Source organism: Bacillus sp. FSL W8-0640, from assembly GCF_038007725.1.
Classification (GTDB): Bacteria; Bacillota; Bacilli; order Bacillales; family Bacillaceae_G; genus Bacillus_A; species Bacillus_A cereus.
In genome coordinates, this window is the sequence record NZ_JBBOXT010000001.1 from 2,174,547 (window position 1) to 2,193,754 (window position 19,208).

Sequence of the window (19,208 nt, forward strand, 5' to 3'; positions counted from 1 at the left end):
TCTTAAGAAGCTTTATTTTCTTGTAATTGCTTAGCGTATTGTACAGCCTTATATGCATTGACTCTACCGTTTTTCCAGTACGTACCTGTACCACTAATTTTATCAGTAGTAGACTCAATAATTTGGCGGATTTGCGTATTGCTATATCCTTGATTTGCTAAAAGAGCTGCGACTCCTGCAACATGAGGTGTTGCCATAGATGTACCACTTAATGATTGATACGTGCTTCCTTTATATGTTGAATATATATTTGAACCTGGTGCTGCAACATCTACCCAGCTACCATAAGTAGAGAATGAAGATTTTCTATCTGATTGATCTGTAGAAGCAACTGCAATTACTTCGCTGTAATAAGCAGGGTAATTAGCTTTTGTATTTCCAGCATTTCCAGCAGCTGCAACTATAACAGAGCCTTTATTCCATGCATATTGAACGGCTTGTTGTAATGCAGTACCACCATTTGGAGCTCCTAAACTTAAACTAATTACTTTTGCACCCGAATCAGCAGCTTCTCGAATACCTTGCGCTACAGCATCAAGAGTACCACTTCCTTGATTATCTAATACGCGGACAGCATAAATTGAAGTTTGTGGGGCAACACCAGCAATTCCGACGCTGTTATTCGTAAGTGCTCCAGTAATTCCAGCGCAATGTGTACCATGACCATTACCATCATCAGATGTATTGTCGTTATCAACATAATCATGCCCGTAAATTACTTTCGAAGCCAGATCAGGGTGTGAGCCTTGAACCCCTGTATCAATAATAGCTACTTTTACACCAGGATCACTTCGTTGGCTATCCCAAGCTTGTGGAGCTTGAATCTTTTGTAACCCGTATTGATTATTAAAATATGGGTCGTTTGGAGTCCAAAAGGCGTGAACGTAATAATTCGGTTCTGCATATTCCACATCTGGATTATTTTTATAGCTCTTTATTTTTTCTTTTACAGTACCTTTTGAAAATTGTACGACTTCAAAACCTAACTTATCATCTTTAGATAAGACATTAGCTCCGACAGATTTATGAAAAGATTGCACATTACTTAAAGATGCATTTTGTTTGAACTTAACGATTAATTGGTTAGGAACGTAATCAGTAGATGATGTTTCAGCGCTTGAAGTATTCGTGTTAAAGAAGAAACCACCAATGATAAATGACAAAACAGATAGGAAAACGATGATTTTGTTTTTCAAAAGATTTTTCCTCCCTTTTCTTGGATGAGTTTTTCAGTGACACCTTAATGTCACATTCCTTTTCAACTATATAGTTAGACCATACGATTTATGACATTTATGTGAAAAACTTTTGAAGGAATAAAAAGGAGTAAATATTGATATAAATATATTTTTAATGATAGTAATTAAGTAAAAGAGGGGATGAAAAAAGGAACGCTCATCATGTATGAGTCATTCCTTTTTTCATAGATTAACTTGCCTGTTTTTTATTATTTTCTTTCAATTTCTCTGCTTGTAAAAAGCGATTCGTTTCAGCAACAACAATACTACTTAATCCAATTAGACCAATCAAGTTTGGAATTGCCATAAGTCCATTTGCAATATCAGCAAATGTCCATACGATTCCTAGCTTTAAATTAGCACCAATTGCAATCATAACAATAAAGATTGCTTTATAATATTTAACTGCACTTTCTCCGAATAAATAAGCTACACATTTTTCCCCATAATACGACCAGCCTAAAATAGTAGAGTAGGCAAATAAAATAATTGCGATACCGAGAATCATACTACCAGCAGTACCAAATACAGATTGGAATGCAAGTGTTGTAGCTTCAACGCCAGTTTTACCAGATCTCCAAGCACCTGTAGTAATTAATACTAGTCCTGTAATTGTACATACAATAAACGTATCTAGAAAAGTACCAGTCATTGAAACTAAAGCTTGCTTTGCAGGCGAATCAGTTTTTGCCGCCGCCGCGGCAATAGGGGCACTCCCTAAACCAGCTTCGTTCGCAAATACACCACGCGCCATTCCGATTTGGATAGCTGATGCAACTGTTGCCCCAATAAAACCACCAGCAGCTGCTGTACCATTAAATGCACCAGAAAAAATAAGTGAAAATGCTTCTGGAATTTGGTCGTAGTGATAGAAAATAATTATAAGACCAGCAATTATATAAAAAAAAGCTTTAATAGGAACGACATATCCCGTCACTTTCCCAATTTTTTTTACACCGCCTAAAATAACAATTGCGATTAAAAATGACATTACTATACCAGTTAAAGCAGGAGGGAAAGAGAAATTAATTCGCATTGCCTCTGCAACTGAGTTAGATTGCACCATATTACCAATACCGAAAGAAGCAGTTGTGCCGAATATAGCGAATAATACTGCCAGCCATTTCTTACCTAAACCACGCTCTAAATAATACATTGGTCCACCTGAATATTCACCATTTTCATTACTAACACGGTATTTTACTGCAAGTATTGCCTCGGCATACTTTGTTGCCATACCGAATAAAGCGGTAATCCACATCCAAAATATTGCACCAGGACCACCAATTGTAACCGCTGTTGCAACACCGGCTATATTTCCCATACCAATCGTTGCGGCCATAGCTGTCATGAGTGCTTGGAAGTGACTAATATCTCCAGAAGAAGAGGTATCTTCTGATTTTTTAAATGCTAGTTTGTGAGCGTATAATAGTTTACTAAACTGTAAACCTTTTAAACGCACTGTGAGAATAATACCTGTTCCAACGAGTAGCAACAAAGTTGGTAATCCCCACACGTATTGATTCATTTGTTCTAATACTTTACTTACTGTCTCCATCTTTATTCTCCTTTATTTAGAAAAAATAAAAACCACTTCAAGTAAATGAAATGGTCTCTGGAGAAACAAGGGATAGAAAAATAAACCGATACAAATCGGCATTTTCTTTCGCTTGTCTCTGTCCTTTTACCTGAGAGATTATCCGCTATAGTAGCGGATTTGCTCCTTCGGTGCTCGTTTTCCTCCACGCTCTATGAAAGCGAGAGGGAGTCTCTCCAGAGATTCGTCCCCATGCAGTTCTACTTGTAACCAAGACCTGAGAGTTTCAAAGCTGGTATAACAACTTTTTGCCCCGTCGGTAGATCAATAGACCTTCTCCTGAATGGTTCATCCGAATTATAAAATTTATAAACACATTGATTGTAAATCAATAAAAACATTATAGACATACAAATTGTGAATTGCAATCATTTTTTATTTTAAAATAGTAAATAGTTTTATTTTTTTGTAAGTCCTAATTTATCTTCAACTTCATTTAAAGTAGATAAAGCGATGACAATATGTTGATCCGCAAGTCCTAAAGCTTGTTTTGTTTTTTCAATAGTTTCATCGGTTGGAGTAGAGTTATTTGCTCCATCTATAATTAAATTTGCTGCATTTTTCATAAAATTTGATGCGAATTTAAACTGAGTTGTGAACTGAAGTAGTTGTTTTTGTATATCTATATCTGTTATGTTTTCTTCAATTTTAAGCGTGTCTATTTCGTTCATAATTGTTTCGTACTGCTTGGAAACAGCACTCATTGTAACTAATAGTTTATTTCGATCTACTGAATCTCCATTCGTGTTAATCTCTTCCCAGGCAGGTAACCAATCTTTTTCGATGATGTCATTATAATGAGTAGTCAATTCATTAATTTTAGGTTGTAATTTAGTTTTGAAAGTTTTTGTCTCCGCTGTTTCTACAGTTGCTTTTTCGTGGTTATTTTTAACATTAGTAACGTAGAAAATTGTACCAAAAATGATGAAAATAGAAATAATAACTGTCCATTTAGTAAAAAGTAATTTCTGCAATATGTAACGCCTCCAAAATTTAAAAACTTATAATTATAATATATAATAATGATGTTGTTTTAAGTAGAGAAAATAGGTTAGAAATGATTTAAAATATATCTTTTCTATACATAAATAATTAAAGTTAGTAAAATGATGAAAGTTATATGTGAGAAAAGAGGGTTTTTAGTGAAAATGAATAGAAGAAAACTAGTTTCAAGTATTTCAATGGCTATGTTATTAGTTGGTGTAGTTGCATTCATATTTATGAATAAAGAATCTAAAATTAAAGATTTTCCAGTGCCAATGTCAGCAATCCATATTAACGATGATAAGGAAGAGGACTATCAATATATAAGTGTAATGCCAATTACAAAGGCGAGTGGATGGGAGAACTTAGGGGAAAACGGGCATACTGTTAGTTTTAAAAAAGGGGAGCGGAAGGTAACGGTATTACATTATCCAGGAGAAATTACGTATTATTTATTTGAGAAAAAGATGAATAAGGGAGATTAGCTAAAGATGTAATTCATTAAGAGTTACATCTTTTTCGTTCTGAATTATTTGAAATTAAATTCGATAGATGTTTTGATAGATGTAGTGATAAATATGATTAGTTCTATATGTCTATAAAGAGTATTAGGGTGATTATAAAAATATTATGCGAACTAATTATTGTGAGAAGAAGATAAATTATATGCTAAAGGGGGAATTAAAAATGCTACTAAAAACAATCTACTGTAAGGTGGAAGAAGAGAAAAAGGAATTGTTTTCAAATGCGCAAGGAAAATGGCGTGATATACGGCACCTAGATGGTTTTCATGGACAATTTGGTGGATGGTATGAAGATGAGGCATGTGTATTTACTTTATGGGAAGATAGAAGTACATATCAATCATTTATGAATGGTGCTCACGATACAATTTATTTAAATAGTAATCAAGAGGATACGTTTCTTTCATGTGAAATTGAATTATTTCAAACGTTGTATGATATAACTGATACGCATTTGAAAGACGTTTTTACAGAAGGATCATTCGTAAGAGTTGCTATATGTGATGTAAAGATGGAAAAGGAAAATCATTTTTTACATAAGCAAGAAACAATTTGGAATAAAGGAATGGAAAAAGCAAAAGGAATGTTAGGTGGAGTAGTTGGGAAGTCTTTAAAAAATAAAAATCGTTACATAGTGTTAACGTATTGGAAAGATGAAAAGACGCATCAACATTATGTGGAAGAGATTTTCCCAGGTTTATATAAATTAGCTAATATTCATGAAGAGATAGAAGAGATAAAAGGAAAACAAGCTGTATGTAAGGAAGAATGGCTTGTATATTAAACGCTGAAAAAGTGCATAAATGAATGTATAATAAAGATATTTTCTTATAAACAAGTAATTAATAGAAGACGTTATATACCCTTTCATGTTAATATATTTAAGTTATAATAGGAGGCTTACCCTTTTGTATTGTACGGTAGAAGCAGTGTGAGCTTGAAATTTTTTTTAGAAAAGGATGTGCCTAATTTGCGTATCAATAAATTTATTAGTGAAGCTGGAAAAGCGTCTCGACGTGGAGCGGATAAACTAATTAATGAGAGAAGAGTAATTATTAACGGTAAGGTTGCAAAAATTGGTGACCAAGTGAACCCAGGTGATGATGTACGAGTAAATGGAGAGCAGCTTCGAATTGCTCGAGATCACGTATATATCGCTTTAAATAAACCAGTAGGTATTACATGTACGAGTGAAAAAGCTGTAAAAGGTAATATTATCGATTTAGTGAACCATCCTTTACGAATTAGTCACATTGGACGTCTTGATAAAGACTCAGACGGTTTAATTTTGTTAACGAATGATGGTGATATTGTTAATGAAATTTTACGTGCTGAAAACAAACATGAGAAAGAATATATCGTTTCAGTAGATAAGCCAATTACACCTGATTTCTTAGAGAAAATGGCAGCGGGTGTTAAAATTTTAGGAACAAAAACGCTTCCTTGTGAGGTTACACAGTTATCAAAATATGAGTTCCAAATTATTTTAACACAAGGGCTAAATCGTCAAATTCGCCGTATGTGTGAAGCTTTAGGTTATCAAGTATACACGTTAAAACGTACGAGAATTATGAATATCGAATTGAATAATTTACCAGTTGGGCAGTGGAGAGATTTAACGAAGAAAGAGAAAAGACGTCTATTTGCAGACTTAAATTACGAACCACAAGATTGGTAAAATTGTGAAGTGAAACCAAAAAAAATTGGTTTCACTTTTTTAAATTAAATAAATAATTTTTTTAAACACTTGCAAAAATAAAATGAATAAGATATATTAAATAACAATAAATGGATGTTTTACAAAAAGCAAAGAAAAGGACACGAGTTATTTTACCCGGTTATACAGAGAAGGAAGGAAAGCTGAGAACTTCCTAACGCAGAAAAATAACTTACCACCTTAGAGCTGCACTAGGGAAATGAAGTATCTAGTGCCGTGTAAACGACGTTACCGTAAATGAAGCCATTGTATATTTACAATGGGAATCTGGGTGGAACCACGGGTAAAAGCACGCTCGTCCCTATTTTAGGGATGAGTGTGCTTTTTATTATGAAATGGAGAGATGAAAAATGAAAGAACAAATGATTGAAATTAAATTTCCAGATGGTAGCGTTAAAGAATTTGTAAATGGAGTTACTTTAGAAGAAATTGCTGGATCCATTAGCAGTAGTTTGAAAAAGAAAGCAGTCGCGGGGAAAGTAAATGATGGATTATATGATTTACGCCGAAATATTGAAGAAAATGCGGAAGTGGAAATCATTACTATAGATTCAAATGAAGGGGTAGAAATTGCAAGACACTCCGCGGCACATATTTTAGCGCAAGCTGTAAAAAGATTGTATGGTGATATAAATCTTGGAGTAGGACCTGTTATTGAAAATGGATTTTATTATGATATGGATCTTCCAAGTAGTGTAAACATAGAAGATTTACGAAAAATCGAAAAAGAAATGAAAAAGATCATAAATGAAAATATAAAGATAGAACGAGTTGAGGTTTCTCGAGAAGAAGCAGCTAAACTGTTTCAAGAAATGAACGACCGCTTGAAATTAGAACTTTTAGAAGCAATTCCTAGTGGGGAAAGTGTAACACTATATAAACAAGGTGAATTTGTAGATTTATGTAGAGGACCACATTTACCATCTACAGGTTATTTGAAAGCATTTCAATTAACTCACGTTTCCGGTGCATATTGGCGAGGTGATAGTAATAACCAAGTGCTTCAGCGCATATATGGTGTTGCATTCTCTTCTCAAAAAGAATTAGAAGAGTATTTACATTTCGTTGAAGAAGCAGCAAAAAGAAATCATCGTAAGTTAGGCAGTGAGCTTGAGTTATTTATGTTTTCTGAAGAGGCTCCGGGAATGCCGTTTTATTTACCGAAAGGACAAATGATTCGTAACGAATTGGAAGCATTTTTAAGAGAAATTCAAAAAGAGTATAAGTATCAAGAAGTACGCACTCCGTTCATGATGAACCAAGAAGTATGGGAGAGATCAGGGCACTGGGGACATTATAAAGATAATATGTATTTCTCTGAAGTAGATAATAAAAGTTTTGCATTAAAACCGATGAACTGCCCAGGGCACATGCTTATGTTTAAAAATAAATTGCATTCTTATCGTGAATTACCGATTCGTATGTGTGAATTTGGTCAAGTACATCGTCATGAATTTAGTGGTGCGTTAAACGGATTATTAAGAGTACGTACTTTCTGCCAAGATGATGCACATTTATTTGTAACTCCAAAACAAATTGAAGATGAAATTAAATCAGTAATGGCGCAAATTGATTACGTATATAAAACTTTTGGATTCGAATATGAAGTAGAGCTTTCTACTCGTCCAGAAGATTCAATGGGTGATGATAAATTATGGGAGCAAGCAGAAGCGGCATTAGAAAATGTATTACAATCGCTAAATTATAAATATAGACTAAATGAAGGTGACGGTGCATTTTACGGGCCGAAAATTGATTTTCATATTAAAGATGCTTTAAATAGAAGCCACCAGTGCGGAACAATCCAGCTTGATTTCCAAATGCCAGAGAAATTTGATTTAAATTATATAGATGAAAATAATGAAAAGAAAAGACCAGTTGTTATTCACAGGGCAGTTTTAGGGTCATTAGATCGCTTCTTAGCAATATTAATTGAGCACTTTGGAGGTGCGTTCCCGGCATGGGTGGCACCAGTTCAAGTGAAAGTAATTCCAGTTTCAAATGCAGTACATGAACAATATGCCAATGAGATTGCACATAAATTAGCACAAGCTGGAGTTCGTGTTAAACAAGATGCACGAGATGAAAAATTAGGATATAAAATAAGAGAAGCACAAATGCAAAAAGTACCGTATGTTCTTGTTATTGGTGATAAGGAAATGGAAAACGGAGCTGTAAATGTACGTAAATATGGGGAAGAGAAGTCAGAAGTTATTGCGCTAGACGTATTTGTGGCAACTATTGAAGAGGAAATAAAGAATAGAAAATATTGATTGTAAAGAAAACACACTATTAGCAATTAGTGTGTTTTCTTTTTTATCTTACAAAAATGTAAGGTAAATGTAAGCGAAATCGAGGGAACGAGTTGTAGAAAAATGAGAATATGAAGTAGGAAAAAGGTTCATGTTACAGGTGTAACTCTTCTTGAATGAATAATTAAAAAATTCTTAAGAATTCACATGACAAAATAATAAGAAATATGTGAGAAATTAATTTTATACAAAAGGGATGGAGTGAAAGAGATGTCAACAAATGTAGTTACTGTAGAAAGTGTAGAAAAAACGTATGGGAAAAGAAATGAGAATCAGTCAAAAGCATTAAGGGGTGTATCGTTAAGTATTAAAGAAGGAGAATTTGTCGGGATCATGGGACCTTCTGGGTCTGGAAAAACGACTTTACTTAATGTGATAAGTACACTTGACCAAGCGACAGGTGGTAGTGTGACGATAGCTGGTACAAATATTACTTCTATGAAGGGCAATGCGTTATCTGATTTTCGCTCTCAAAAATTAGGTTTCATTTTTCAAGATTTTAATCTTCTAGAAAACTTATCAATTTATGAAAATATAGCTTTACCACTTTCTTTGCAAGGCGTACCGTCAAGTGAGATTACTGGAAAGGTAAATGACGTTGCGAAGAAATTAGGCATCACCGAAATTTTAACAAAATATCCGACGGCTGTTTCTGGAGGACAAAAGCAAAGAACAGCGGCGGCAAGAGCTTTAGTACATAATCCAGCAATTGTATTAGCAGATGAACCGACAGGTGCGCTTGATAGTAAAAACGCAAAAAGTTTATTAGAAGCGATGCAAGATTTACATGAAAATCACAATGTAAGTATTTTGATGGTTACACACGATGCATTTAGTGCAAGTTATTGTGAGCGTATTTTATTTATTCAAGATGGTCTTCTTTATAAAGAATTAAACCGTCAAGGTACTCGAGAGAATTTCTATCAAGACATTTTAGGTGTGCTCGCTCATATGGGCTCAGCTGCTGAGTCTAAGTAGGGGGTGAAACTATGTTATTTAAATTATCACGTCATAGTATGAAAAAGATGTTAAAAGATTATATGGTTTTACTTATTGGCCTCGTTATTAGTATTAGTATTTTCTACATGTTCCAAACGATGGCGATGAATAGTGAATTTACAAAAGATAATAGTCTAATTAGTAGTATAAGGCTCGTCTTTTGGGTAGGTGCAATACTATTATCTTTCATTACTGTATTTTATATTATATATGCCAACTCTTTCTTGCTCACATTAAGAAGAAAAGAACTCGGTATGTACATGATGCTTGGTGCAAAAAAGAAAAAAGTAGCACAGTTATTATTTATTGAAACATTCGGTATGGGTATTGTCAGTATTATTATCGGTATTTTAGTAGGGATGTTACTTGCAAGTGTAGCAGGAAACTTTTTAATGAATGGAATGGAAATTTCAGCAAAAGGTAGTTATGCATCTGTATACACACCAGCAATTTTAGTCACAGTTATTTTCTTCTTAATACTATTTTTCATTACTGGCTTAATGAACAGTGTCCGCTTGTTACGTAAAACTGAATTAGAGTTAATTCGTGAAGATGAAACACTAGATGAAGTGAAGAAAAGTAAAACTCGCATTATAATAATGACAGTACTTGGTGTATTACTAGTAAGTACAGGGTACTATTTTATGATCAATGTAAAAATATATGCTGAATTAGGTTTTATTATAGCAACCATCGTTACAACACTTGGAACATATTTTATCTTTAGTTCATTACTTCCATTTTTTGTGATGAAAATTAAGGGGAATAAAAAACGAAATGAAACTGGTCTAAATAGTTTTACATATGCACAGCTACGCTTTCGAGTAAATAGTTTATCGAGAGTATTAGGTACTGTAGCAATGTTAATTGCATTAGGCGCAGGTGCGATGACGGCAGGTATGGCGTTCCAAAAAAATGTAGGTATTATGACGGACTTTTCTCGTGTATATGATGTTGTAATTCATGATCCGAATGATCAAGATAAAGCTGCCTTGAAAGAAATGGAAATTGTTGAAGAAAGCAAGTACAAATATAAAGTAGATGGAGAAGCGGTTTATTATTTACGTAACGACTTAACTGCGAAACCGCCACTTGTTTCAGACCATTTTGATACAAAAACTTTAAAAGAGCCTGTTCGCAAACGTGTGACTGAACCTTTAACTGAACCTGTATATTCAGCTTTAGAGGCTCCTGAATTAGCAGAATTCCCTCATATGCCAAAGGATTGGGAAGACGCAGTTGTAAGAGAGATACAAATTACGCATAATCAATTTAGCGGAAAACCAGTAAGAATTGCAGACGAAGAGCATTATAAAGGGATTCAAGGAACAGAACATACTGTAACATTAGCAAAAGTAGATGATATGAAAAAATATAAACCGTTATTGATCGAAATAGACAAGAGACAAAAAGCACAAATTGAAAAAGCAACAGGTGAAAAGGTAGACTTATTTACGAAAATGACAATTTATCAGTTTATGAACAGCTTCATGAGCGGAACAATGTTTATGGGATTTTTCCTCGGAATTGCGTTTTTAGCAATGATGGCAAGTTCCCTTATGTTCAAAATATTAACAGGTGCTTCTCGCGACGTACGCCGTTATGAAATGTTACGAAAAATTGGTGTGAGACGCAGTATGTTAACGAAAAGTATATATAAAGAAATTTCATATTTATTTATCTTCCCAGCGATCATTGGCATTTCCCACGTATTAGTAGGGCTTAACTTATTCAGCTTTATATTAGTTGACCCGTTTGTAAAAGTATGGGTGCCAATAGGAATCTTCTTAGTCATTTATTTCATGTATTACTGGATAACTGTTCAACTTTATAAAGGTATGGTAATGCCGAAAGAAGAGGTAGCTAAATAGTTTATGAAAAGAGTCCTTGTGTTGAAAGCAAGGGCTCTTTTCTATGTGTTTTTATAAAAATGTGTATGCGAGATGTTTTCAAATCTTTCTGTAATGAATATAACTTGTTAGACGTAATTCGTTATAACGTTGGATTATCACATTCTCAAACTGTCTTATTAGAAAAGGATTAAAAAAATCCATTGCCTACTAAGGTGATTGAAATGAAGCTACCGTTTTATTGCCTTATGGGGAAATATGACTATAACACTTCATTCCATGCAGCAAAAACATATTTTGATAAGATAGAAGCAGATCAAAAACAATTTATTACTTTTGAGAAATCAGCTCATTATCCACAATTTGAAGAGAAAGAAAAATTCTATAAGTGGATGTGCGATACATTCATAAAATAAAGTATATCCGAACTTTAGAGAATTGAAATAGTTAGCGAGATGTATAAAGATTTTTAGATGCATAGTATTACATAGTATTAACTGAAGCGAAATTAAATAAAAAGACTCTTGATAAAAAATAAGAGTCTTAAGTACAACCAACTATGAATGACTTTTCTTTTTATAAAGAGATACAAAAATAAAAAAAGATAGCTGAAGACAAATTGTTTTCAGCTATCTTTTTTCGTTTAAAGTGGAGGTAAATCAATCTTACCTTCTTCAAATAATTCTTTTATCATATGCTTCGTATAACCAGCGGCTTGACCAAATGTGATTTTTGCTGGCATTGGTGCTTCGTTAGCATCTACAACTACATCAATAATACACGGTTTATTTTGTTTTACTGCATTTTCGAAAGCGGGAAGGAGTTCATCTAAATTCTCAACACGGTATCCAATACCTCCACACGCCTCTGCATATTTTGCAAAATCAGGGTTCGTTAAATCTGTTTCGAATTCGATATTACCCATGACTTCTTGCTCGAATTTAATCATCGCAATTTTATTATTGTTTAATACGACGACAACGATTGGTAATTTATATTTTACAGCTGTTACGAAGTCATTCATCGTCATTCCAAATCCGCCATCACCACAAACTGCAAATACTTGTTTATCCGGGAATGCAATTTTTCCAGCAAGAGCACCAGGTAAACCGCAACCAAGTGTTGCGAGCCAGCTAGAAATGACAAATTGCTGGTTTGTCATACGGAAGTGTCTTGCGGTCCATACTGTTACATTTCCAACATCGACTGATAGAATTGCGTCATCATGTGCTACTTGCTGCAGAGCATGCATAACGCGTTGTGGTTTAATTGGAATGGAAGAGTCTTCTTCTTGATCGTGTAATTTATCTTCCCACTTTTTCATCATTTCTTGGTGCTGTTCTAAGAAGGAATGATCTGTGTGTTCTTCAACATTTTCAATTAACCATCGTAATGTTTTATCAGCATCACCAGCTAAACCAATATCTGTCGCATAACGTTTCCCAATTTGGGCAGGATCTGTATCGATATGAATTGTTTTTGCTTTTTCAGGTAAGAAGCCGGTGAACGGATAAGAAGTACCGACCATAATTAAAGTATCTGCATGCTTCATTGCTTCATAAGAAGGTTTCGTTCCAATTAATCCCAATCCACCAATACAAAGAGGGTGTTCATCAGGAATAATTCCTTTAGCTGGTAATGTAAGTACGATTGGAGCACCAATTTGTTCTGCCAATGCAAGTAAAGATTCTCTCGCATGTTTTGTTCCTTTTCCAGCTAAAATCACAGGCTTTTTCGCTTCATTTATTGCGAGTTTCGCTGCATCTAAATCTTCTTTTTGTGGAAACAACTCAGGCAAAGTAAAAGAAGTATTTGTAACACGGGCACCATTTTTCACTTCAAATTTCGGGACATCATCTGGAATAGTAAGAACGGATACACCTTTTTTCGTATAAGCCATTCGAATTGCTTGATTCACTACGGCAGGTAGTTGCTCTGCTGACATAATACGCTGGTTATAAACCGCAACATCATCAAACATTCTTTCTAAATTTACTTCTTGGAAAAAGTCCGTTCCAAGTAAATCGGTTTCTACTTGACCTGAAATTGCTAGAACAGGGGCTTTATCGAGTTTCGCATCATATAAACCATTTAATAAATGAATAGCACCAGGTCCTGCAATTGCCATACAAACGCCAAGTTTTCCTGTTAATTTCGCATAGGCAGCCGCTGCTAATGCACCAGCTTCTTCATGGCGAACTTGAATGAATTTAATTTTATCTTGTTTTTTTCTTAAAGCTTCAATGATAGAATTAATGGAATCTCCAGGCATACCGTATATGTGCTCTACTCCCCAATCAATTAATAAATCAACTAATGCTTCACCTGCTGTTTTCCCAAACATAATTGTTCCTCCTTATAATAGGTAGATAACATTATGTTTTGAATAAAAAGGAAAAATATACAAGTAAGAAATTTATCTAGTTATTTGTAATCCAAGAATCAGTGTGGGAGGAACAAAAGCTTCGCTTTAGCAACTTTAAAGATGACCAGCGAATAAAGTGAACACTGTTATTAGTAAAAAACCACTAGTTGCCCACATTAGAAATGTAAGGAAAGAGAGCTGTTTCTTAGCTTTCCAAAGCATTTCATGAATTGTGACATATCCAAGTGAACCAATAGCACTTCCCATAATGAGGCCTTGCAGGTGAAGAGCTTTTCCTTCCATCAAAATGCCAAAAACTGTGCCAGTACCGAGAATAAGAGAAAGTAATAAAGTCGTTAATAAAAAGGAAATATATTTATGTTTTGTAAAAAGAAATGGAATAATTAAAGCTAATCCTTCTGGAATATGGTGAACGACGATTGCTATTAAAAAGGGAATGGCAGAGTCATTATGATTTATAAAAGCTGTACCTAACGCAAATCCACTCGGTATATTATGAATAAATATAGCGAAAGAGAGAAAAAGAAAGGTTTGCCATGCTTGTTGATCTTTTTTATGTATCATTGGATGGTGACAATAGTTATCTAATAAGCCCATAACTAAAATACCGATAGCTATACCAAGTATAGGTCCAATCATTTCATAGCTTGAAAATGTTTCAGGAATAATTTCAAGTGACAATAACCCAAACAAAATACCGCCACATAATGCGTATAAACGATGCATCTTTTCTTCAATGAGTTGGCGTGTTGCTACTCCAACAGCACCGCCTAATAGTAATCCACCGAACGAAAAAAATGTTACAATCATTGGGATCCATAAACGTTCCATAGTACCACACTCCAATTCTATTCCCTTATTTTTAGCTTACGAAAAGAAAAGTTAGATTAGTCCAAGTAATTGTGTTTGAGTATAGAGAAAAAAGTAGTGATTCGTTATAATCTATATATTAAACTTAAGTGAGGAAATGAAAAGGGGAATTGGTTATGCAACAAATTAAAAAAATAGGAAACTCATTTTGGTATATGACACCTGTTTCTGAAACAGATAGACCTATATTAGGAATGGTTGTTGGAAAAGAAAAAACGTTAATGATCGATGCAGGGAATTCAGAAGAACATGCACAATTATTTTTAGAAATGTTAAAAGAACAAAATGTATCAAATCCTGATTTTGTAGCACTAACGCATTGGCATTGGGATCATATTTTTGGATTATCTGTATTACGGAATGCATTAACTATTTCGCACGCTGAAACGAAAAAAGAAATGCAGACAATAGTATCTTATGAATGGACAGATGAAGCGTTGGATGCACGCGTAAAAGAGGGTACTGAAATTGAATTTTGTGCGGATTGCATCAAGAAAGAGTTTGAAGAAAAAGCGAGAAATATTAACATTATTCCTCCGGCCTTAACGTTCCAGGATCAAATGGAATTAGATCTTGGTGAGGTGACATGCGTGTTAAAACATGTGGGCGGAGATCATGCACATGATTCAGTTGTTATGTACATAAAAGAAGAAAAGATATTATTTTTAGGGGACTGTATATATGCAGATATTTTTTCCTCGAAGTGGAACTATACGACGAAAAGAACGTTTGCATTAATAGATGAATTAGAAAAATTTGATGCTGAGACATATATTCTTTCTCATGGGACAGCTATAAATCGAGAAGAGTTTTTACAAGAAATTCATTTGCTAAAAACAGTAGGAACATATACAGAAGCTCATAAAGGCGATGAAGAGAAGATAAAGGCAGCGTATAAACAAGAGCTAGATAGAGAATTAAATGAAGATGAGTTAGAAACAATAACGTATTTTGTCAATGGTTATGAAATGAATAATCTGTAAGACACTACATTAATCAAATATAATTAAATTGCACAAAAAGAGTATTGAAATTTAATTCAATACTCTTTTTAATAGTTAAATATCTAGTTACAACCAATTTTTAAAATTGGGGCTCGTTATCTGAAGTTATATCACTTTATAGGGGTTCAGATAGCAGCTTTCTTTGCTAATTCAGTAATATATTCAAAGAAAACATCATGTTTTACATCATAAACGACATTTACAGGTCGTCCATCAGTAGTTTCTTCTGTACGTCCTTGGCTTGGTCCGTATGTATGAACGATACTATTAATCGTTTCAGTTTTTGCAAGGCTAGTGTTTCCGACAAAAGCGGTAGTTAGTACATCCCATAAATAGTAAGTAGAGTTCGTTGAGAAGTGAACGAGAGGAGGGACCATTGCATAGCATTGACCAAGGAAATCCATACCAATATACTTTCGTTCTTTTGCCCATTGTTCACGTATGTTTATAGTTAACGGAACTTGGTTTGTACTTTCTAGTGTCACTAAGTCGATTTTAATTTTTGCATCCCATACACGAGCCACTGCTTCAGGGTCCCAAAACGAATTCCACTCAGCTGTTCCATCATGCTCTGGTTCATGTACATTGCCAGCTTTAAGAAATGTACCACCCATCCAAACAAGGCGTTCAATTTGATCTTCGATTATGGGAGCTTCATATAATGCACGAGCAAGGTCAGTTAGGGGCCCAGTAAATAATAAAGTTGTTTTTTCTTCCGTTTGTAGAAGCGTTTCTATTAAATGATGATGCGCAGGTTTTGCCGTCACGGGTGTTACAACTTTTCCAGACTCATTTAAAATTGGTAAAGCATCTACATAAAATGCATGCATCCGCCAGTCTTTCGGAAACGGGTTTTGCCCGCGAGAGTTTGAAGCGGCTACGGCAAAATTACCTTTGCCGAAGCGATCGATAATTTTACGACTGGCAGACATTGCGGGTTCTAAATAGCAGTCTGCTGGGATAACAGATACCCCCGTAAGTTCAATGTTTTCCATTTGAAGTAATAAAAATAATGAAATTAAATCATCTACGCCGCCATCATGATTGAAGTACACTTTTTTCTTCATTGTAATCTCCATCCTATATGATTTAGTTAGAAATTAAATATGAATTGAGGAAAAGTCATCAATAATTTCCACCACTTCAATTTCTCCATTAATCAGTAGCTCAGGAAGCTCATTTCTAATATTTCCTTTCCAATACTCTCTAGCTTGTTCGATTTTTTGAGAAAAAGGAATTCCATCTTCTTTCGGTAAAAGATTCCCGTCACCTTCAAAAGAACTTCCGATCACTCGTAGTTTAACAATCTGTAAAACTTCTCGATTGTAAGAATCAAATAGCGCTCTCCATTTCAAAGCATCCTCATAGCTTTTAGCAGCATATAAGCAAGATAATCTGGAAGGGTATTCAGGGAATTCTTGTAGTCTAACCATTTCTACAATTGTTTCTCTAACTGCTCTAATTGTTTGATCCATATAACTCATAACTACTTTAGTATTTTCATTATTTATATGTAATTCGTTATTTTTATAGTGTTTATTTAAAATTTGTATGCCATCTTCACCACTAGCATTTAATTGTTCTCTTTCAAAAAAGAAGTGATATAGAGTATTGTGTTGATTTTTGTTAAAAGGAATGATTTGTCCGATATGCATTTTTTTCCTTGTTACGATGTGATATGCGTAAAATTCTGCTTCATTCATGGTTGTCCTCCTAGTAATAATGTAATGAAATGTTAAATTTAGTAATTCAACATTGCGATATATATAACCTCTATAAGTAAAAGTGAGAATTAGAGTAGAAAGGAAAAAATATGAAAGCGTTTTAAATTTGTTCACAAAATGTTCACTTACGAAGGGGTTTCCAATGTCGATATAATGACAAAGACTCAAAGAGAAAGGATGATGAAATTTGCCAACAACAAGAAAGGAAAACCTCCAATTTGGCATGATGATGTGCCTTGGGATGGTTATCGTAATGACGTTTTACAATTTACTAATGAATGAAACAGGAGGACCAATTTATATTAAAGAGATTGCATTAGAACTATTAATTGGCTTTATTATTGCACTATTAATTGAAATATGTATCGTTGGACCTTGTGCGAAAAAAATTGTATTCATATTGCCATTTGATAAATCTAAAAAAATAAATATTATCGTTGCAATGGCGACAACTATGGTAATTGGAATGGTGTTCTTTATGTCATTTTTCGGTATGGCTATGATGTATTTACATGGTGGACTACAAGGAGATTCATTTGTTTCCATTTATTTTTCGATTTTTATTAAAAATTTCATAATGGCATATCCATTACAATTAATTATTATGGGACCGCTTGTACGTTTCTTATTTGCAAAGTTTGTTATGAAAAAGAAATCTTTTAATGTAGCGTAATTTTTATTTATAAAACATTATATATAAATAATAAAAAATAAACACATCTCGCATTTTTGAGGTGTGTTTTTTTGTTCATTCCAAGTTATTTTCATAGTGATGTGACATTTGTCCTTTTGCCATTATAGGATGATGGTTTTTAATTAAGTCAGAAATAAAGGATGAGGAGATGATTTTTTGAAAGGTATTATATTTGCTGTTTTTGCGGGGATATTTATAACACTTCAAGGAACCTTTAATGCGAAACTTAGTTCACATATCGGTATATGGTCGACGAGTATTATAACCCATTTAATTGGATTTATTATTGCAACAACTGTATTTTTGTTAAAGAAAGAAGAGAAAATAACGGATTTAAAGAGTGTGAAAAAAATATATTTAACAGCGGGTGCATTTGGTGGATTCATTATTTGTGCAGAAACTATGGCGATATATGCACTAGGAGTTACATTGACAGCTGGCACACTTATGGTTGCTCAATTGTTAACGGCAACAGTTATTGAAATGAAAGGACTGTTTCATATAAAAAAGATACAGATGGAGAGATATCATATTGTGGGAACAATAATAATGATTATAGGTATTGTTGTATTTAATATGTAAATGAAAGGAGAAATGAATATGGAGGATAGATCAGGTTTAATTACGCATTATTTGAAAACCAATAAAACGCTCGAGGTTTTTTCAGAAATAGATACAGCTTATTTTCAATTAAATCACTTTGAAAAAGGCGAGCTCATTTGCAATATAGATGACGAAATGGATCGTTTATATTTTGTTGTTAAAGGTAAAGTAAAAGTTTACACGATTACATCTGAAGGGAAGAAACTAATTCTTCGCTTTATCAATCCATTGGCCATTGTTGGTGATATTGAATTAATTCAAAATAGCAAAGCGCATAATGTCGTTGAAGCTTGTTCAGATGTTGTAGCAATCTCTATTTCTAATACGGTTATTAGAAACAAGTTATTACATGATCCTATATTTATGAAGTTCTTGCTTGAAAACATTGCGAACACGTTAAAAATATCGACTCGTTTTACTGCTCTTAATTTACTTTATCCTGTAGAAGTACGTGTAGCTAGTTATTTGCTTTCAATTTCAACAGATAGTAACGGGAATATGTATAAAGAGGATTTGGATGCAACTTCGGTAACGAGTATTGCGGATTTTATAGGGGTAAGTTATAGGCACATAATACGGGTATTACAAAGATTTTATAATGAAAAATTAATTGAAAAGAGTAATGGAGTTATTGTAATTAAAGATTTTTGTAGAATGAAGGAAGTCGCTAAAGATAATATATATGAGCAATGAAAGGGAGGGGTAG

17 protein-coding genes, 1 pseudogene, 1 riboswitch and 1 other annotated feature are annotated in these 19,208 nt (G+C 33.9%); of the genes and pseudogenes, 11 read left to right on the forward strand and 7 right to left on the reverse strand.

Annotated features, from left to right (window positions below; translation table 11 throughout):
• Positions 1 to 2 precede the first annotated feature (2 nt).
• From N2V80_RS11340 to N2V80_RS11350, 3 genes are all read right to left on the reverse strand, one after another.
• Positions 3 to 1,196 carry a S8 family peptidase gene (locus tag N2V80_RS11340; protein ID WP_000790937.1) on the reverse strand — a complete coding sequence of 398 codons (1,194 nt, stop codon included), beginning with the start codon at positions 1,194 to 1,196 and terminating at the stop codon, positions 3 to 5.
• Positions 1,197 to 1,428: 232 nt separating this feature from the next.
• Positions 1,429 to 2,796: an alanine/glycine:cation symporter family protein gene (locus tag N2V80_RS11345; RefSeq protein WP_016109930.1), complete on the reverse strand. Its 1,368-nt coding sequence runs from the start codon at positions 2,794 to 2,796 to the stop codon at positions 1,429 to 1,431.
• Positions 2,797 to 2,904: 108 nt separating this feature from the next.
• A riboswitch (glycine riboswitch) is annotated at positions 2,905 to 3,025 on the reverse strand.
• A 208-nt stretch (positions 3,026 to 3,233) separates the two neighbouring features.
• The gene (locus N2V80_RS11350) at positions 3,234 to 3,809 is read right to left on the reverse strand and encodes a hypothetical protein (protein WP_061654764.1); all 576 of its coding nucleotides are present in this window, start codon (positions 3,807 to 3,809) and stop codon (positions 3,234 to 3,236) included.
• A gap of 132 nt (positions 3,810 to 3,941) precedes the next feature.
• Here N2V80_RS11350 and N2V80_RS11355 point away from each other — a divergent pair, with 132 nt between their 5' ends.
• The 7 genes and pseudogenes from N2V80_RS11355 to N2V80_RS11385 all read left to right on the forward strand — a co-directional run.
• Positions 3,942 to 4,304, forward strand: a complete 363-nt coding sequence (locus N2V80_RS11355) for a hypothetical protein (protein ID WP_058840413.1) — start codon at positions 3,942 to 3,944, stop codon at positions 4,302 to 4,304.
• 202 nt (positions 4,305 to 4,506) lie between these two features.
• Positions 4,507 to 5,127: a YdbC family protein gene (locus tag N2V80_RS11360; protein ID WP_061654763.1), complete on the forward strand. Its 621-nt coding sequence runs from the start codon at positions 4,507 to 4,509 to the stop codon at positions 5,125 to 5,127.
• A gap of 186 nt (positions 5,128 to 5,313) precedes the next feature.
• The gene (rluF, locus tag N2V80_RS11365) at positions 5,314 to 6,021 is read left to right on the forward strand and encodes a 23S rRNA pseudouridine(2604) synthase RluF (protein ID WP_001222162.1); all 708 of its coding nucleotides are present in this window, start codon (positions 5,314 to 5,316) and stop codon (positions 6,019 to 6,021) included.
• A gap of 122 nt (positions 6,022 to 6,143) precedes the next feature.
• Positions 6,144 to 6,366: a binding site (T-box leader), on the forward strand.
• A gap of 44 nt (positions 6,367 to 6,410) precedes the next feature.
• Positions 6,411 to 8,333 carry a threonine--tRNA ligase gene (thrS, locus tag N2V80_RS11370; protein WP_061655761.1) on the forward strand — a complete coding sequence of 641 codons (1,923 nt, stop codon included), beginning with the start codon at positions 6,411 to 6,413 and terminating at the stop codon, positions 8,331 to 8,333.
• Between the two features lie 249 nt (positions 8,334 to 8,582).
• Complete coding sequence (locus N2V80_RS11375; RefSeq protein WP_000106426.1) at positions 8,583 to 9,350, forward strand: ABC transporter ATP-binding protein; 768 nt, start codon at positions 8,583 to 8,585, stop codon at positions 9,348 to 9,350.
• Positions 9,351 to 9,361: 11 nt separating this feature from the next.
• A complete protein-coding gene (locus N2V80_RS11380) occupies positions 9,362 to 11,242 on the forward strand; it encodes an FtsX-like permease family protein (protein ID WP_061655762.1) in 1,881 nt (626 codons plus the stop codon).
• Between the two features lie 92 nt (positions 11,243 to 11,334).
• A pseudogene (locus N2V80_RS11385) lies at positions 11,335 to 11,637 on the forward strand (hypothetical protein); the annotation flags it as partial.
• A 227-nt stretch (positions 11,638 to 11,864) separates the two neighbouring features.
• Here the strand turns inward: N2V80_RS11385 and N2V80_RS11390 are convergent.
• Together N2V80_RS11390 and N2V80_RS11395 are read right to left on the reverse strand one after the other, a co-directional pair.
• On the reverse strand, positions 11,865 to 13,565 hold the full coding sequence (locus N2V80_RS11390; protein WP_000467239.1) for a pyruvate oxidase: 1,701 nt from the start codon (positions 13,563 to 13,565) through the stop codon (positions 11,865 to 11,867).
• A 135-nt stretch (positions 13,566 to 13,700) separates the two neighbouring features.
• Positions 13,701 to 14,438 (reverse strand): ZIP family metal transporter, encoded by a 738-nt coding sequence (locus N2V80_RS11395; protein WP_000440616.1) that lies wholly within the window; start codon positions 14,436 to 14,438, stop codon positions 13,701 to 13,703.
• A gap of 155 nt (positions 14,439 to 14,593) precedes the next feature.
• Between N2V80_RS11395 and N2V80_RS11400 the strand changes: the two genes are divergently transcribed.
• Positions 14,594 to 15,460: an MBL fold metallo-hydrolase gene (locus N2V80_RS11400; RefSeq protein ID WP_001184099.1), complete on the forward strand. Its 867-nt coding sequence runs from the start codon at positions 14,594 to 14,596 to the stop codon at positions 15,458 to 15,460.
• Positions 15,461 to 15,606: 146 nt separating this feature from the next.
• Here the strand turns inward: N2V80_RS11400 and N2V80_RS11405 are convergent, their stop codons facing one another.
• Both N2V80_RS11405 and N2V80_RS11410 read right to left on the reverse strand, forming a co-directional pair.
• Positions 15,607 to 16,560 carry a nucleoside hydrolase gene (locus N2V80_RS11405; RefSeq protein ID WP_002196477.1) on the reverse strand — a complete coding sequence of 318 codons (954 nt, stop codon included), beginning with the start codon at positions 16,558 to 16,560 and terminating at the stop codon, positions 15,607 to 15,609.
• A 21-nt stretch (positions 16,561 to 16,581) separates the two neighbouring features.
• On the reverse strand, positions 16,582 to 17,184 hold the full coding sequence (locus N2V80_RS11410; protein ID WP_001001048.1) for a DUF2441 domain-containing protein: 603 nt from the start codon (positions 17,182 to 17,184) through the stop codon (positions 16,582 to 16,584).
• A 208-nt stretch (positions 17,185 to 17,392) separates the two neighbouring features.
• Here N2V80_RS11410 and N2V80_RS11415 point away from each other — a divergent pair, with 208 nt between their 5' ends.
• From N2V80_RS11415 to N2V80_RS11425, 3 genes are all read left to right on the forward strand, one after another.
• A complete protein-coding gene (locus tag N2V80_RS11415) occupies positions 17,393 to 17,878 on the forward strand; it encodes a hypothetical protein (RefSeq protein WP_002103059.1) in 486 nt (161 codons plus the stop codon).
• Between the two features lie 177 nt (positions 17,879 to 18,055).
• On the forward strand, positions 18,056 to 18,481 hold the full coding sequence (locus tag N2V80_RS11420) for a DMT family transporter (RefSeq protein ID WP_000676014.1): 426 nt from the start codon (positions 18,056 to 18,058) through the stop codon (positions 18,479 to 18,481).
• An 18-nt stretch (positions 18,482 to 18,499) separates the two neighbouring features.
• A complete protein-coding gene (locus tag N2V80_RS11425; RefSeq protein WP_061655763.1) occupies positions 18,500 to 19,195 on the forward strand; it encodes a Crp/Fnr family transcriptional regulator in 696 nt (231 codons plus the stop codon).
• The last annotated feature ends 13 nt before the right edge of the window (positions 19,196 to 19,208 follow it).